15 protein-coding genes are annotated in these 14,947 nt (G+C 60.5%); 4 read left to right on the top strand and 11 right to left on the bottom strand.

The features are described 5' to 3' along the window. Window positions 1-30: 30 nt before the first annotated feature. Complete coding sequence (locus RS9916_RS06785) at window positions 31-1,062, top strand: esterase-like activity of phytase family protein (RefSeq protein ID WP_156777499.1); 1,032 nt, start codon at window positions 31-33, stop codon at window positions 1,060-1,062. A gap of 40 nt (window positions 1,063-1,102) precedes the next feature. Here RS9916_RS06785 and RS9916_RS06780 read toward each other — a convergent pair whose 3' ends face one another. From RS9916_RS06780 to RS9916_RS06765, 5 genes are all read right to left on the bottom strand, one after another. Continuing rightward, on the bottom strand, window positions 1,103-2,677 hold the full coding sequence (locus RS9916_RS06780; RefSeq protein WP_007098570.1) for an iron ABC transporter permease: 1,575 nt from the start codon (window positions 2,675-2,677) through the stop codon (window positions 1,103-1,105). Further along, a complete protein-coding gene (locus RS9916_RS06775) occupies window positions 2,674-3,714 on the bottom strand; it encodes an extracellular solute-binding protein (protein WP_007098569.1) in 1,041 nt (346 codons plus the stop codon). Before RS9916_RS06775 ends, RS9916_RS06780 begins: the two co-directional genes overlap by 4 nt. Before the next feature lie 113 nt (window positions 3,715-3,827). Beyond that, a complete protein-coding gene (locus RS9916_RS14840) occupies window positions 3,828-3,971 on the bottom strand; it encodes a hypothetical protein (RefSeq protein ID WP_007098568.1) in 144 nt (47 codons plus the stop codon). 75 nt (window positions 3,972-4,046) lie between these two features. Further along, window positions 4,047-5,195 (bottom strand): GTP-binding protein, encoded by a 1,149-nt coding sequence (locus tag RS9916_RS06770; RefSeq protein WP_007098567.1) that lies wholly within the window; start codon window positions 5,193-5,195, stop codon window positions 4,047-4,049. Window positions 5,196-5,259: 64 nt separating this feature from the next. Then, window positions 5,260-5,544 carry a 4a-hydroxytetrahydrobiopterin dehydratase gene (locus RS9916_RS06765; protein WP_007098566.1) on the bottom strand — a complete coding sequence of 95 codons (285 nt, stop codon included), beginning with the start codon at window positions 5,542-5,544 and terminating at the stop codon, window positions 5,260-5,262. 108 nt (window positions 5,545-5,652) lie between these two features. On the opposite strand from RS9916_RS06765, the gene RS9916_RS06760 reads away from it, so the two are divergent. Continuing rightward, on the top strand, window positions 5,653-5,886 hold the full coding sequence (locus RS9916_RS06760; RefSeq protein ID WP_232199543.1) for a hypothetical protein: 234 nt from the start codon (window positions 5,653-5,655) through the stop codon (window positions 5,884-5,886). On the opposite strand, the gene RS9916_RS06755 is transcribed toward RS9916_RS06760, so the two are convergent. The 4 genes from RS9916_RS06755 to RS9916_RS06740 all read right to left on the bottom strand — a co-directional run bounded on the left by RS9916_RS06755 (window position 5,868) and on the right by RS9916_RS06740 (window position 9,806). Beyond that, window positions 5,868-6,488 carry a DUF192 domain-containing protein gene (locus RS9916_RS06755; RefSeq protein ID WP_007098564.1) on the bottom strand — a complete coding sequence of 207 codons (621 nt, stop codon included), beginning with the start codon at window positions 6,486-6,488 and terminating at the stop codon, window positions 5,868-5,870. The two genes, RS9916_RS06760 and RS9916_RS06755, sit on opposite strands and share 19 nt — an antisense overlap. Continuing rightward, on the bottom strand, window positions 6,485-7,171 hold the full coding sequence (locus RS9916_RS06750; RefSeq protein WP_007098563.1) for a winged helix family transcriptional regulator: 687 nt from the start codon (window positions 7,169-7,171) through the stop codon (window positions 6,485-6,487). Before RS9916_RS06750 ends, RS9916_RS06755 begins: the two co-directional genes overlap by 4 nt. After that, complete coding sequence (locus RS9916_RS06745) at window positions 7,168-8,088, bottom strand: NAD(+) kinase (RefSeq protein ID WP_007098562.1); 921 nt, start codon at window positions 8,086-8,088, stop codon at window positions 7,168-7,170. Before RS9916_RS06745 ends, RS9916_RS06750 begins: the two co-directional genes overlap by 4 nt. Window positions 8,089-8,162: 74 nt before the next feature. Then, window positions 8,163-9,806: an AarF/ABC1/UbiB kinase family protein gene (locus tag RS9916_RS06740; protein WP_038024301.1), complete on the bottom strand. Its 1,644-nt coding sequence runs from the start codon at window positions 9,804-9,806 to the stop codon at window positions 8,163-8,165. A gap of 369 nt (window positions 9,807-10,175) precedes the next feature. Here RS9916_RS06740 and RS9916_RS06735 point away from each other — a divergent pair, with 369 nt between their 5' ends. Further along, window positions 10,176-12,059: a hypothetical protein gene (locus RS9916_RS06735; RefSeq protein WP_232199542.1), complete on the top strand. Its 1,884-nt coding sequence runs from the start codon at window positions 10,176-10,178 to the stop codon at window positions 12,057-12,059. Between the two features lie 116 nt (window positions 12,060-12,175). Here RS9916_RS06735 and RS9916_RS06730 read toward each other — a convergent pair whose 3' ends face one another. After that, window positions 12,176-12,754 (bottom strand): ferric reductase-like transmembrane domain-containing protein, encoded by a 579-nt coding sequence (locus RS9916_RS06730; protein ID WP_232199541.1) that lies wholly within the window; start codon window positions 12,752-12,754, stop codon window positions 12,176-12,178. A gap of 141 nt (window positions 12,755-12,895) precedes the next feature. Next, window positions 12,896-13,903 (bottom strand): phenylalanine--tRNA ligase subunit alpha, encoded by a 1,008-nt coding sequence (pheS, locus tag RS9916_RS06725; RefSeq protein ID WP_007098558.1) that lies wholly within the window; start codon window positions 13,901-13,903, stop codon window positions 12,896-12,898. A gap of 73 nt (window positions 13,904-13,976) precedes the next feature. Between pheS and surE the strand changes: the two genes are divergently transcribed. Next, a complete protein-coding gene (surE, locus tag RS9916_RS06720) occupies window positions 13,977-14,786 on the top strand; it encodes a 5'/3'-nucleotidase SurE (protein ID WP_007098557.1) in 810 nt (269 codons plus the stop codon). Window positions 14,787-14,947: the final 161 nt, after the last annotated feature.

Genomic DNA, 14,947 nt, shown 5'->3' with positions numbered 1-14,947 from the left:
CGCCAGTGCGCTGTCTTCATCATGGGCTTGATGACAGCCATCGATCTGCCGTCTTGGTCCGAAGCGCTGCCCTGTCCTTGGTCGGCAGGATGGGAGCTGGTGCGTCAGCAGGCGCTTCCGCGCGAAGGAATGGATGGCCGACCGTTGGGTGGTTTCTCCGCAGCGGCTTACAGCGCAGGCGACGACCGGCTGTGGTTGTTGAGTGATGCTCCACAGGCTTACCTGCTGCCGGTCCTTGGCCTGAAGCCTTGGATTCGTCGTGGTGTTCCAGCACGGATTGGCCGGCGGTTGGTACTGCGGGGCACGGATGGGACGCCCTTGCCTGCCTCGATGGATGGTGAAGGCCTCGTGGTGCAAGGTGATCAAGCCTGGATCGTCAGTGAAGCGCGGGGTCCCCGCGATCGGCCCGCGCAATTGCTGCGCGTGTCGTTGCGAGACGGCCGTTTGCTGCAACGGCAGGGTTTGCCGGCCTCCTGGCGTTCAACGGCAACGACCGGTCTGGCACGGAATCAAGGCCCTGAATCCCTCACGCTTCAGAGCGATGCCTCCCTGTTGACGGCGGCAGAAGCACCTCTGCGTCAACACCAAGCCCATGGAGGTGTCGCTCGTGTGCCGGTGGCGGCCTTGACTCCCCAGCAGAGCTGGACAGCCCTCGGTCATCTCGCCATTGGCCCGGCTGGGGGTGCAGCCGCCCGATTCCAGGGACTGACGGAATTGCTGGCACTCGACGGTCCTTCCGGAGTGCTGGCCTTGCATCGCAGTTTTCCCGCCACTGGGCAGTGGACGGCACGTCTCAGCCTCCATTCGGCTCCACCCCAACTGAAACCGTTAACCGGTTGGGATCTGCTGGCCCTTGGGCTCCCCAGCGATAACTGGGAAGGGCTGGCCTGGGGGCCTCGGCTGCCGGATGGTCGCCGCACGCTTGTCGCGGTGAGCGATGACAACTTCAATCCGCTTCAGCGCAACTGGGTCGCGGTCTTGGCTCCCCGTCAGGTGCCGCCGCTCGCTGATCCGTCTGCGCGGCCCCAGCAGTGCATTCCTGCTGAGGTGTTGAGTGACTGACGGTCAATGCGTTGCGCGGCAAGTGCGCGTGAATGGATGGTTAGCCGTTCAAGGGGCGCTGATCCTCGGGGCGGTGGTCCAGGCCCGGCACCAGGGCGAGGGAGGCCATCAACCCCAGGGCAAGGATCATCAACGTGGGCCAGAGGGCTGCGGCCAGCCGTTCATCGCTGGCGTACTGAAACACCCGCACCGAAAGGGTGTCGAAGTCAAAAGGACGGAGTGCAAACGTGAGCGGCAGTTCCTTCACGGTGTCGACGAACACCAACAACCCCCCGACCGCGAGCGGCCCGCGCAAGAGAGGCAGGTGGACACGTTTGAGCACATCCGGCCAGCGGCAGCCCAAGCCGGTTGCCGCCTCATCAAGGCTCGGTGACAAGCGTTCGAGCGCTGCATCCAGTCCCCCTTTGGCGACCGCCAGAAACCGGTCGCAGTAGCCCCAAAGCAGCAACAACAAAGGTGCTATCTGCCAGGGGCCGCCCAACAACTGCAGGGCCAGGGCGAGGACCGCGCCGGGGATGGCGTAGCCCATCCCTGCCAGAAAGGTGAGGCCCCGTAGCCAGCGGGCTTGACTCCAGCGCTTGGCAATCGATAGCACCAGGGCTGTCATCACTGCCAGGGCAGCGGCTGCGAGGGCAAGGCCAAGACTGCGGCCGGTCAGCATCACCAGTTCGCTCGAGATGCCTTGATTGAGTTGGTCAAGGTTGCGGCTGGCCCACAGCAGAGGTGTGCCAAGGCTCAGTAGGGGTGGCACCGCCCCGAGAATCTGGGCGATCAGGGCCCGGCTCCCCTGTAGTTGCCAAGCCGGAGACTCGCCGCCTGCAACCCCTTCTGACCAGCGGCGGCTGCGACGGCGCAGGCGCCGTTCACCCACCAGCAACACCATCACGATGCAGAGGGTGATCAGTGCCAGCCCCACGGCCCCGGCTGGATTGCCTTCCGCCTGCCAGGCCTGGAGGATGCCTCCCGACAAACTGGGGATTCCCAGTAGCTGCACAGCACCGAGCTCGTTCACCACCTCCATGCCCATTAGGGCAATGCCTGCGCCAATGGAAGGAAGCGCCATCGGTAGGGCGATGCGCCGGAAACTATTCCAGGGGCCCACACCCAGACAGCGACAGGCTTCCAATTGACGCCGACCGCAGATCGTGAAGCTTTCCGTGCTCAGCAGGAACACATAGGGATAGGTGCTTAGAGCCATCACCACCACACCCCAGCCGAGGCCGTGAATGCGCCAACCCTGGCGGCTCCCGAGGTCCACCAGGGTGGCGGCCAACAAATAGGAGGGAGTGGCCAGGGGCAGGAGTTGGGCGACGCGCAACAGGCGTCGCCCAGGAAAGCGGCAATTCGCGAGCAGCCAGCCGTTTGCCGTGCCCAACAAGGATCCAAGACAGGTGGTGCCAATCAGAAGGCTGATGGTTCCTCCGATTTGCAACAGGCCATCAGCACCCAGGCTGGCCGAGCCATTCCCGAGCCCCTGCACCCCCGCACCGAACAAGCCGGCAAGGGGGAGGAGGGCCAGGAGGGCCAGCAGTACCGCCAGGCCGCTGAGCAGGCGGCGGCCCGGTCGCAGCAGGGGAGCCTGGGGGCTGGAGAGGGCTGGCGATGCCGGGATCATTGCCAGCCGTTCGCAGTCATCAGTTCCAGAGCTTTGCGATTCAGTTCTCCCAGTTTTGCTGCGGAGACGTCGGCTTGTTGGAAGGTGCCCCAAGCGGCAAGAACAGGATCGTCCCCGAAGCCTTGGATTGGATATTCATGGTTGGCTGCGGCGTAGCCGCCCTGTGCTTGGTTCGAGGCCAGGAATTCCAGGAATTGTTGTGCCTCCGCCGGCTGTTTGCTGGTGGCGGTGACACCGGCGCCGGTGATGTTGACATGAACGGGATCTGGCCAAGCCACCTCCACGCTCTTGCTCAGGGCCTTGTCGGCAGCACCCTTGTCGCCGGCCTGCAGCCTTCCGAGGTAATAGGTGTTGGCAAGAGCCACGCCGCATTGGCCCTGGGCCACAGCACGAATCATCGGGGTGTCACTGCTGAAGACCGGCTGGGCGAGGTTGGCGACCATGCCTCGAATCCAGCTTGCGGTTGCTGCTTCGCCAGTGCGATCCAGCATGAAGGCCACCAGTGACTGGTTGTAAACGCTTTTGCGGTTGCGGAGGCAGAGTTTGCCTGCCAGTCCTTTGTCCGCCAGCTTGCTGTAGCGGTTCACCTGCCCGCTCTGAACCTTGTCTGGATTCAACATCGGCACCCGCATGCGTCGGGTGAGGCCGAACCAGCGATTGTCCGGGTCCCGAAGGTTGGCAGGGATTGCTGCCTCGAGAGCTGGAGACTCCACCTCCTGGAAGAGTCCCAGCCCAGCAGCACGATCCAGCCGGGCTGCGTCGGCCAGGATCAGCACATCGGCCGGTGAGCTCTCGCCTTCGGAGCCCAGCCGTTGGATCAGGGCATCGTCCTTGGCTTCCAGCAGCTTGACGCGGATGCCGGTTTCTTCGGTGAAGCGCTCGTAGAGCTTTTGATCGGTGTTGTAGTGCCGTCCGGAATACACCCCAATGCTTTTCTCCTGCTGTCCTCCGCAGGCTTGGAGCAGGGATGCGGTCGCCGCCAGCAGGGCAGCGGAAGCGGTTCTCAGCAATGGCCGCTTATTGAGAGTGATCCGCATTAGCTCTTATTGGGAAGATGCGAATGATACGCAATAGCGTTTTCAGCTGGCGTGTAGCGAGCAAAAAAAATCCCCGCTCGCGGGCGGGGATCAAGGGGTGTGAGTGAAGGTGATCAGCGGCGGGTATGCCGCACGGGGATCGGAACCAAGGTGGGCTCCATCAGGCCGCCGCCGCTGTTGTCGTCATCGGAGTCGACCAGCATCCAGACAGCAACGCCAATGGCAGTTAGGGCGAGTGTCGCGCTGAGGAGTTCCACCTTGCCGTCCCCTGAAGTCTTGTCACCTTAAACACCTTGTCCAGTTCCTGCTTGTCGTGGTTGCTGCTGTTTACTTCAGAGGAACCCTTTGCCTGAATCTTTCGCCGCGACGCAGTTTTCGAGTTGTTTGCGCAGGAGGCCGTGATCCAAGTCGCGGCCAATGATCACCAGCTGGTTCTTGCGTTCACCGGGCCAGTCACTGTCATCGATCGAGAAGCGCTTGCCTGCCAGGTGGAACACATGCCGGCGTTCACTTTCGTTGAACCAGAGAATGCCTTTGGCCCGGAAGACGGAGGCTGGCAGCTGATTGTCGAGGAAGTTCTGGAATTTGCGCAGGGAAAAAGGTCCATCACTGCGGAAGGACAGCGAGGTGTACCCCTCAATGGCTAGGTGGTCGGCATGACTGTGATCGCCATGACTGTGGTTGTGGTGATGGCTGTGATCGTGATGGCTGTTGTTTTGACTGTGCCCAGGACTGTCGTGGCTGTGGGCATGGTCCCCGTGGTCATGGTCATGGCTGCAGTGGCCATGGTCGTGATCGCAGTCGCTGTGATCCAGGGTTGGATCGTTCGCGGCACTGACGACCCGATCGCTTTCAAACAGTCCCACGCTGAGAAGCAGGGGCAGAGGCACGTCTCCTTTGACCGACCGCAGGATGCGGGCATCTTTTTTCACGTCCTTGAGTCGCCCTTCGATCGCCTCGAGCCGCTCCTCGTTAACCAGGTCGGTCTTGTTCAGCAGCATGATGTCGCCGTAGATCACTTGCGAGCGGCCCACCTCGCTCTCCAGCAGCTGGTCGTCGAAGTTCTCCGCATCGATCATGGTGACGATCGAATCAAGCCGGGTCTGATCGCGAAGCTCACTGCCCAGGAAGGTCATCGCCACGGGCAGGGGATCCGCCAGGCCTGTGGTTTCCACCACGAGATAGTCGATGGGGTCGGGGCGCTCAAGAATCCGATCCACCGCTTCCAGCAGCTCGTCATTGATGGAGCAGCAGATGCAGCCGTTGCTTAGTTCGACCATGTCATCGCTGGTGCTGATGATTAGGTCGTTGTCGATGCCGATCTCGCCGAACTCATTCACCAGCACCGCGGTTTTCATCCCGTTCTGGTTGGTGAGGATGTGATTGAGAAGGGTGGTTTTGCCTGCGCCAAGAAAACCAGTGAGGATCGTCACCGGCACGCCGCTGGTCGGTATCGCAGCGGTGCTGGGGGAAGCGGTCATGGGTGTGGAGGGGTGACGACGGCGCCGCCACGGGCGCGGTTCCAGCCCACCATGCTGGCAGGCTTTAGTCCAGTTGGTCGATGCGTTCGGCCAGGGTGACGTCGAGGTTGGAGAGCCCTCCCAGGTCGTGCGTGTTCAGGCGGATGGTGACGGACCCGTAGACGTTGCTCCAGTTGGGGTGGTGATCCATGGCCTGGGCGATCAGGGCCACCTGATTCATGAATCCCCAGGCCTGCACGAAATTGGGGAAGCTCCAGGAGCGCTCCAAGTGGCCATCCACCACGCTCCAGTTGGGCAGTCTCTGGTTGAGGGCCTCGATGTCTTTGGTGCTTAGCAGAGTCGCAGCCATGTTTTGTCGCAGCTTGGATGCAGTTTGGATGGCTTGGTCTGCCTAACGTAACGTCATCGATTCGTTGAAGTTGCAGTGCTCCAGTGCAGGCGCCCAATGATGAAAGTCATGGCCGGTGCCTGTCTCATCGCTGCTTTCGACGTCGCTGGTGATCTCTCCCATGCCTTGGCCCAGCGCGTGGTTCCCAAGCGCCAGGCCGATTGCCCCATGGGTTACGTCGACACTGCCAAGGACACCTGCAGCACCCTTGGCCTCATGACCTACACGGTTCAACCATCAAAAGGCGGTCGTTGTCCGTCGGGTTGGGGCGACATCGGAGGCGGTTATTGCCGCAAGGAGTAATCGGGCTGCGTCTGCCCAGGGCGTTCAGGGTGCCGCTTCATGCGTGATCGCTGAAGCCGTTCAATCGACACCCCATCGCCCACGTCAATCCCGAGCCGGGCGGCCTCTCCAGCACCCAGTTCGATCACCCCATCCACAGGATCGGGGCTACCGTCGCGATCGCGGTCGGCGAAGTAGCTGGGGCAGGGAATCGCCCGACAGGGTGGGCATCGTGCTTCCACGGCCACGACGGCACCGTCGCGGACGAACACCATGTCGAGCGAGGCCGGTGTGTTCAGCATCCACATGCTGATCGGGGCGGCCTTTTGGAAGTCAAACCACATGCCGCGTTGGGGTGGCAGCGGCGGCCGATGCATTAATCCGAGTCTGCGTTTGTTGTGGTTGTCGGCCACCTCCAGGGCAATGCAAACGGGCGCCTGATGGGTGGTGCTGGAGTCCAGGCACCACCGCGCTTCGATCGGCAGCATCTGGGGGGTGGGGGCCTGGGTCAGCAGTGTTTCGGCGTGACCTATGCGCGGCGCGACAAAGCACAGCCCAGCCAAGACCGTTGTCACCAGTTGGGCAGGGATGCCGTGGTGTCTGGAGAGCTCAGCCGTGCTCATGGGGTGAGAGAGGGGATGCCATCACTCAGGCTGTAACCGCGACCACGAATGGTGTGAATCAGGCGTTTTTCACCGCCCTGCTCGAGTTTTTGGCGCAGGTAACGCACATACACCTCAATCACGTTGCTCGACATGCCCTGGTCGTCGTTCCAGACCTCAGACAGGATTTGATCTCTCGCGACCACCTGGCCGACGCGGCTGAACAGCAGCATCAGCAACGCGTATTCACGGGCGGTCAAAGCCACCGGACGTCTTCCGCGGCGGACCTGCCGGCAGCTGGGGTCAACGCAAAGATCAGCGACTTGCAGCAGGCTTCGGGCGCGACCGCTGGTCTGCTGAATGCTCATGTGGAGCCGCAACCGCTGCAGCAGATCGCTGATGCCCAGGCTCGAGAGCCAGAAATCATTGGCACCGGCGTTCAGGCACAGTTCACGGCCCTCCACCGTGTCCGTCTTCACGTCCAGAAGGATGGGAAAGGATCCGAACTGGGCGCGAAGTCCGGGGATTAACTCCGCTTGGTCGGCGGCCACGATCGCCACAGACGGGCCAGCCCCCGGCACCGGACTGCACGCTGCTGCCCCCGCACTCCAGTCGAGGGGGTGGTAGCCGGAGGCCTCGAGCCTGGGTGCCAGCTCAACCGCCTGGGCCCCCACCAGCAGCACGGCATTCACAGGGGTATTCATGGCTCCGACTTCGGGGCATCCGGTTTGGCCACATGGGGTAAACCCCATCCCAGCTTGTTGCGCAGCACCTGGAAGAACTCATGATCCGCAAGACGGACGAAGCGCACCGGATGGTCACTGCGGCGAATCAGCACACGGTCTTCCGGCCAGACGTAACAACCGGCGCTGCCATCCACCACCATGATCAGCCGCTCGGGGGTCGCGGGAAACACCGTCACCGGCTCCAGGTCGCTGAACACCAGCGCTCTTGAGGCCAGGGAGTGGGGGGCGATCGGCGTCAGTTGCAGCACGGGACACTCGGGCGTGATCACTGGCCCGCCCGCACTCAGTGCATAGGCGGTGGAGCCTGTGGGGGTTGAAAGAATCACGCCATCGGCGGAGATGTCCACTGGTGCGTGGCGGCCAATGGCGATCTCGAAGTGGCACATGCTTGTGAGCGGCTCCCGGTGCAGGGCCATCTCGTTCAGACAGAGTGCTTCCCATCGCCGCTGGTCACCGCGCATCACGCTCACCACCAGGTTGGCGCGTTCTTCGATCGTCCACTGCTCGTTGAGGATCTGCTCGAGGGCTTGGTCGAGATTGTCGAGGTAGGCCTCGGCCAGAAAACCCAGGTGGCCCGTGTTGATCGTGAGAATCGGCACCCCTACCGGAGCGGTTTGCCGGGCCGCAGACAGCACCGTGCCATCTCCCCCCAGCACGATCGCGAGGGCCATGGCGGGATCAAACCCTTCGGGCACGCAGGCGTTGTAGCCGAGCATGCGCAGGTGCTGGTCGGGGTTGGCAAACCCCACCATGCCCCCCGAACTGCTGGCGCGAACCACGCTGTGTCCGCCGGTTTCCAGACGGTCCTGAATCAGCTTGGCCGTTTCCACGGCCAGTGGCTTGCCGTCATTCACGATCAGTCCAACTTTGGGCACCGATCGAGACCTGAACGCATCTCAGGCAGTTTATGAGAGACCCTCAGTGCTGTCTGAACACCGGCCAACGGGAGTCATCGGCGATTGGAGCGCAACAACGACACCAGCAACCACAAACCAAACAGGTTGGCTCCGATGAATAGCCCTTCGCTCACGTCACGAAGCAGGTCCTGCTGGGCCAGGGATGCCATCAATGTGGCACTGAGCAACAGGGCCGCCACTAAAATCGCTAGAGAAACGCGCTGCGACAGGCGATCCAGGGTTTTGCGCAGTGATTCCAACCCCTCCAACTGCAGGGCAAAGGTGAGGTCGTCACTGCTGAAACGCCGCAACAGCTGGCTGAGCTGACGGGGCGAATCCAGCGACAGGTTGCGCAGATCAAGACCGAACTGCATCAAACGCTCCTGAGGGAGCATCACGGAACGAGCCAGCAACTGGGCCACCAGAGGCTGCATCTCACCGGTGAAGCTGAAGGCGGGATTGAGAGTGCAACCCACCCCCTCCAAATTGGTGACCGACTTCACAAACAAACCCATCGTTCCTGGAACCCGCAAACCTGCGCGGTTCGCCAATTGCAGCAAGTTCGCCAGGAAGAGGGCGAAATTGAGTTCTTCCAAGGGCTTGGAGAAGTTGCTGGCAATCAGCTGATCCAGTTGACGCTGGAGATGTTGCCGATCGACCTTCACAGCTTGAGCCGGCGGCGCGATCTGCTCCAGGAGATCGGTGGCACGGGCCGCATCCTGATTGATCAGGGCCAGCACCAGGTCGAGCAAATTGGCGCGGGTGCGGGGATCGAACACGCCCACCATGCCGGCATCGAGAAGGATCACACTGCCGTCGCTCAGCACCTTGAGATTGCCGGGATGGGGATCAGCGTGGAAGAAACCCTCCACGAAATACTGCTCCACAAACGCTCCCAACAACGCCTTGGTGGTGGCCTCCACTCCAGGGCCGTTCTTCAAGGCCGTTCGTGCCGCAGGCGTGAGGATGGGTTCCCCCTCAATCCACTCCAGCACCAGCACCCGCTGCCCCGAGAGGTTGTCGACCACATGGGGCAGCCGCAATTGACCCGAGGGCACAAACGCTGATTGCTCCAAACAGCGTTGCAAGCGCTTGGTGTTCTCCGCCTCAATGCGGAAATCCAATTCCCGCTCCAAAGCCGCCAACACCTGATCCGCCAGCCCCACAAAATCCACTTGGCTGCCGAGGGATGTGGAGGCTGCGAGCGCCGCAATCTTGCGCAGCAAACGGCCATCTTCCTTGACCTGGTCTTCGATCCCAGGCCGCAGCACCTTCACCGCCACCTTCAAGCCTTGGGGCAAGGTGGCGCCGTACACCTGCCCCACGCTGCCGGCCGCAATCGGCTTGCTCTGGAAGTGGGCAAAACACTGATCGATCGGCTTGCCGAGCTCCCGCCTCAGGTAGGGCTTCACCTCCTTCCAGGCCACCGGGGGCACATCCGCCTGCAAGCGACTGAGTGCGCTGATGTAGTCGTCCGACAGCAGATCAGGACGGGTGCTCAGCAGTTGCCCGAGCTTCACGTACACCGGCCCCAGGTCGGTGAGCAGGTTGCAAAGCACCGACGGCAACGGCAGCCGGGTTTCCGTGCTGTCGCCCCGCCCCAGCAGCTGACTCAGAAACGACCATTCGTGCCGCGACACGATTTTGACGATCTCCAAAGCCCGCGCGGAGCCGTCAAACACCGAGAGCACAGACATGCCGCGTTCCATGGAATGGTGACCACTCCGATGGTCACCACAGCTGCGGCAAACGTCAGCTTTCCGACCCTTAAAGCGAACCGGAGAGGGGCAAATCATCCGATCTGGGGCATTGATCGCAGACAACCACCGACCAAGTCAGCTGATGGGGCTTGGCCTGACTCCAAAGGTCCGTGATCTCAATCGAAGTACTGACCAAATTTTTATGTCTGCCTAGAAAGCAAAAAAGCACCAACGTCCATGAACGCCTTCAAAACGCTTGGACAAGCCCTCGCCCTGAGTGCATTGGCTGTTGGGACAGCAACAGGGTCTGTCGAAGCCCGAGGGCACTCAATATTGAACGGCCAGATCTCCCTGAAGGGCCAGCCGGTGAGCGGCTCATCCATCACCCTCTGGCAAACCCAGGCGGGGCAATTCCCCAAACAACTGAGCACCCAGCGCTCGAACAAAAGCGGGGCGTTCAGCGTCAAGGTTCGAGCCACGCCAGGGGTCATCCACTACCTCGTGGCCGAGGGGGGCGACATCGGCGGATCCAGCGCCGACCAACTCACCATGCTCACAGTGCTCGGCGGGGATGAGCATCAGCAGGTGGCCATCAACGAGCTCACAACCGTTGGTTCGGTTTGGCCCAATGCTCAGCTGCTTGAAGGCACCGCGTTGGAAGGAAGCCAAAGCGCCTTAACGATCGGTTCGAGCCAAGTGGAAAACCTGGTGGACCAGAGCACGGGCCGCTTTGGAGCAACGTTGCTGAAGAGCACCAACCTGCTGAATTCCGAGACTGCAGCTCGGATGAATGTGCTCTCAGACCTGATTGCTTTGTGCGGGCAACCGCAGCAATCTCAAGCGTGCGATCAGCTGCTTTCCCTAACAGGTTCAGAGAACACACTCTCGGCAATGACGTCCATTGCCCGTCAACCCTGGAAGAACGCCGGCGCGCTCTATCAACTGTTCCAAAGCTCCTACCCGATCAACAAAGCAACACAGCTGCGCACAACTGCAACTGCCCCCTATCTGCTGTTTCAACCCAAAAGCTTTTCACTTTCCCTGGTTTTTAACGGTGGCGGTGCTTTAGGGCTCGGGAAGTTGATGTTTGACGGAAAAGGAAGCATGTGGAGTGGAACCAACTGGATGCCGGGCTCGCAATCCGGTGTGGTGAACAACATCGGCGGAGGCGTGACCCACTTCAGCCCCGGTGGCACACCCCTCTCACCAGCAATTAGCGGTTACAACGGCCAAGGCATCAACGGTGTGGGCTGGGGAACCGGCGTCTCAGAGAAATACGCCTGGGTTGGTGCGTTCAACAACATGGTCGGGGTGTTCGACCTCAACGACGGCAAAGCCCTCGGGCCAGCCACCATTGATGGAGAAGTGGGACAGCTTCAGGGCGTCGCCACAGCCGCCAACGGAGACGTTTGGATTGCCGACAACACGGCTAACCACATGATTCATTTCCCCGGTGGTGATTACACCCAAGGGAAACGAATCACAATTGATGGCCTCCAAGCACCTTTCGGTGTCGCCGTTGATGCACAGAACAGAGTGTGGGTTACCAGCAGTTACAACAACAGACTCACCGTGTTTCCTGGGGACGCTCCGGATCAGGCCAAAACGATCGAAGTGAACCTTGGGGGACGCGGTGTTGCCGTTGACTCAACAGGGCATGTATGGATTGCCCAGCAATCCAATTCTCCTCAAGGGGCACTGCCTCCCGGTGCGAAAATGCCGCCCAACATCCCCGCCAATGCACCGCAACCCAAAACCATCATGGAGGAGTTTGAGGCCGGTGCCGAATACCTTCTAGCTAACCCCAGTATCACGCAAACTGGCATGGTGGGGCTGATTTCACCCGAGATGAAAGTTGTCAAGCAAGACATCTCCAAAGGCACCGCTTATATCCCCTGGGGTGTGACAATCGACGGCAATGACAATGTCTGGGTTGGCAATCTCTATGGTCAAAGCTTGACTCACATCTGTGGCGTCAAGCCCGCCAATTGCCCCGCAGGAAAAACCACCGGGGATGTTATTCACAACTACCAAAGTGGCGTTATTCAAATGACCACCGATGTGATCGTTGATGACGCTGGGAACCTTTGGAGCGCCAACAACTGGTTCAATGGTGAAGTGGTCATCAACCCCACCTATCAGGGACGCACCTCCACCTTTGGAGGGGGCCAAGGATTCGTTGTGACCTATGGCGTTGCCGGACCGGTTCAAAACCCCTTGATGGGTCCAGTGCGCAAGCCAAAGTTCTAATGGTCGGCCTCAATCAAGAATGTCTTGATGGGATTCCGCTGATTGTTGGACTGATGAGCGCATCTCACTGCACCAGAGCTGGCTGCGTTGCTGATCGTTGCCCCCTTGGAAGCGGATCAGCCAACAGGGCTCAAGGGCCTCTTGGGCCTGACGTGACCAGCCCAGCGGATTACTAATAGAGCCATTGTGAAGATAAGGAAAGGGGCGTAAAAGTCAGCAGGTCCTTTCTTGATATGGCTCACATAGGTGAGAAAAAATTGAGCCCAAAGCCAATAAGAACCAATCAAATGCAAGCGCTTCCAGTGCTTCATGCCCATCCAATGTTGGGCGGCATTGGATGAGGTCATCGCCATCAGGGCCACAAAGAGGTACCCAATACCACCCAACAGCCACTTCCCGGCGGGCTGCCCACTCAAGAACGGATCAGGGAAGTCGAACGACATTGCAATGATGAGCACTAGATGAATCGCGTGTGAAGAGGCAAAACTCAACCCAATCCAACGTCTGTTTTGAAGCATCCATTGGCTGAGCGATGAAGGCCAGAGACGATGCACACTGGAAGCGACAAAAGCAATCGAAAAAAGAGCCAGCGAGCTACGGCCAGTGGCATCGATTCCTGCTTTGACTGACGTCGACGTCCAACCGGAGACCCCAAAATGAACCCCGAGACCCGCCAAAATCACGAGGGTCGCCAAGGCCGTCAGTCGCCATCCAAGACGTGCCATCGACATTCACTTAAATCTCCTGTTTAAGCAAACTGCCTAGATTTGCCAACAAAGATCGGCTGAATCTCCGCGAGGTGTGAATGGCATCAAGGGGTGAACAGCGAATGCCGCTCAGAACTGCTCGAGGAAGCGTAGATCGCTTGTGTAGAGACGGCGGATGTCATCAATCCCGTGGCGCACCATGCAGAACCGTTCGACTCCAAGGCCTGCAGCAAAGCCGCTGTAACGCTCAGGATCCAGCCCCATGCCCTCCAGCACGGCGGGGTCGACCATGCCGCAACCCATCACTTCTAGCCAGCGTCCCCGCCATTGCACATCGACTTCGGCCGATGGCTCGGTAAAGGGGAAATAGCTTGCCCGGAAGCGAACAGGTAGATCGCCGAAGAAGGCCTTGAGGAAGGCCATCACCGTGCCGCGCAGGTGACTGAAATCGAGCCCCTCATCAATCGCCAGCACCTCCACTTGGTGAAACACCGGTGAATGGGTGGCATCGACTGCATCGCGGCGATACACGCGACCGGGAGCCACGATGCGCACCGGGGGTGGGGTCTGCTCCAGCTGACGAATCTGCACCGGAGAGGTGTGTGTACGCAGCAGCAGGTTGTCCTTCAGGTAGAAGGTGTCCTGCATGTCCCTTGCCGGGTGATCGGGCGGGATGTTGAGGGCCGTGAAGTTGTAGTGGTCGGTTTCCACTTCAGGCCCTTCCACCACCCGATAACCCAGGCCGCAGAACAGATCGACGATTTCTTCGGTGGTGGTAATTAATGGATGCCGGTGACCGACCGGCACTCCGGACGCCGCCGCCGTCACATCCAGGGTTTCGCGAGCAATCTTGGCGTCGAGAGCCGCCGCTTTCACCGCCTGCAGGCGCTCACTCAGTAGGGCCTGCACCTGGGTTTTAAGTACGTTGGCCCGTTGACCCACCACCGGGCGCTCATTGCCAGGCAGTTTGCCCATGGCTCCGAGCACAGCGGACAAACGCCCTTTTTTACCCAGCAGGCTGACCCGAAGTTGTTCAAGGGCTTCAGCATCAGCAGCAGCGGCAATTTCAGCTGCAGCCTCTTTTTCCAGGGCCTCCAACTGCTCGGTGAGCTGCTGAAGTGACACGGTGGCGCTCACGGCTTCGGGATCACAGCGACTGACTGTAGGCAGCCGTGACGCTTAGGTTCCCTGCAGACCCCTCCGGCATGCCATGGCCCCGCTGCGGATCCTGATTAGCAATGACGACGGCGTGTTTGCCGATGGCATCAAAGCTTTGGCCCTGGCAGCGGCTGCTCGCGGCCATCAGGTGTCCGTTGTCTGCCCGGATCAGGAACGCTCCGCCACCGGCCATGGCCTCACCCTGCAGCAACCGATTCGGGCTGAACGGGCGGATCAGTTGTTTGGCCAGGGGGTGACGGCCTGGGCCTGCAGCGGCACGCCAGCCGATTGCATGAAGCTGGCCCTGTTCGAGCTGATGGAGACTCCACCTGATCTGGTGCTCTCGGGCATCAATCATGGTCCCAATCTCGGCACGGATGTGTTCTGCTCGGGCACGGTGGCCGCGGCGATGGAGGGAACATTGGAGGGACTCCCTGCCATGGCGGTGAGTAGCGCCTGTTTTCAGTGGCGACAGTTCGAAGGTGCTGGTGAATTGGCTCTGGATGTGGCCGAATCAGCGCTGCGTGACGGTTGGCCGGAGAACCTGCTGCTCAATCTCAACCTGCCCCCCTGCAAGCCCGACACCATGGGGCCGCTGCGTTGGACGCGCTTGTCGGTTCGTCGCTACGACGAACAGTTCAGCCCTCGCCAGGACCCCCGCGGCCGCACCTACTACTGGCTCGCGGGTGAGGCCGTGGTGGATTTGGAATCAGGAGGCGATGGACCTCGGGACTGGCCCACCGATGTGGCCCAGATCGAGACCAATGCTCCGTCGCTCACACCGATTCAGCCGGAATTGTTCTGGCGGGGGCCACTGAGTGGACTCCCTCAACTCAAACTTAACGATCAGTTGGTGCGCTAATCATCTCCGTCGAAATGAATGCTTTGAAAAGGGAGATTGACGACTCCTCAAAGTAATGATGTTTTTCAATGAGTTCACATCAGAGAGTCTCTTAGCTTTCGTTGAAAGCTGCAGCTGGTGGGGAGTTCAACGCTTTAAATGCAGCCGTAGTGGCGAAACAG

The sequence above is a fragment of the Synechococcus sp. RS9916 genome (genome assembly GCF_000153825.1).
GTDB lineage: Bacteria > Cyanobacteriota > Cyanobacteriia > PCC-6307 > Cyanobiaceae > Synechococcus_C.
The sequence above is the reverse complement of the archived record's forward strand: the minus strand, read 5'-3'. Positions and strand labels throughout refer to the sequence as shown.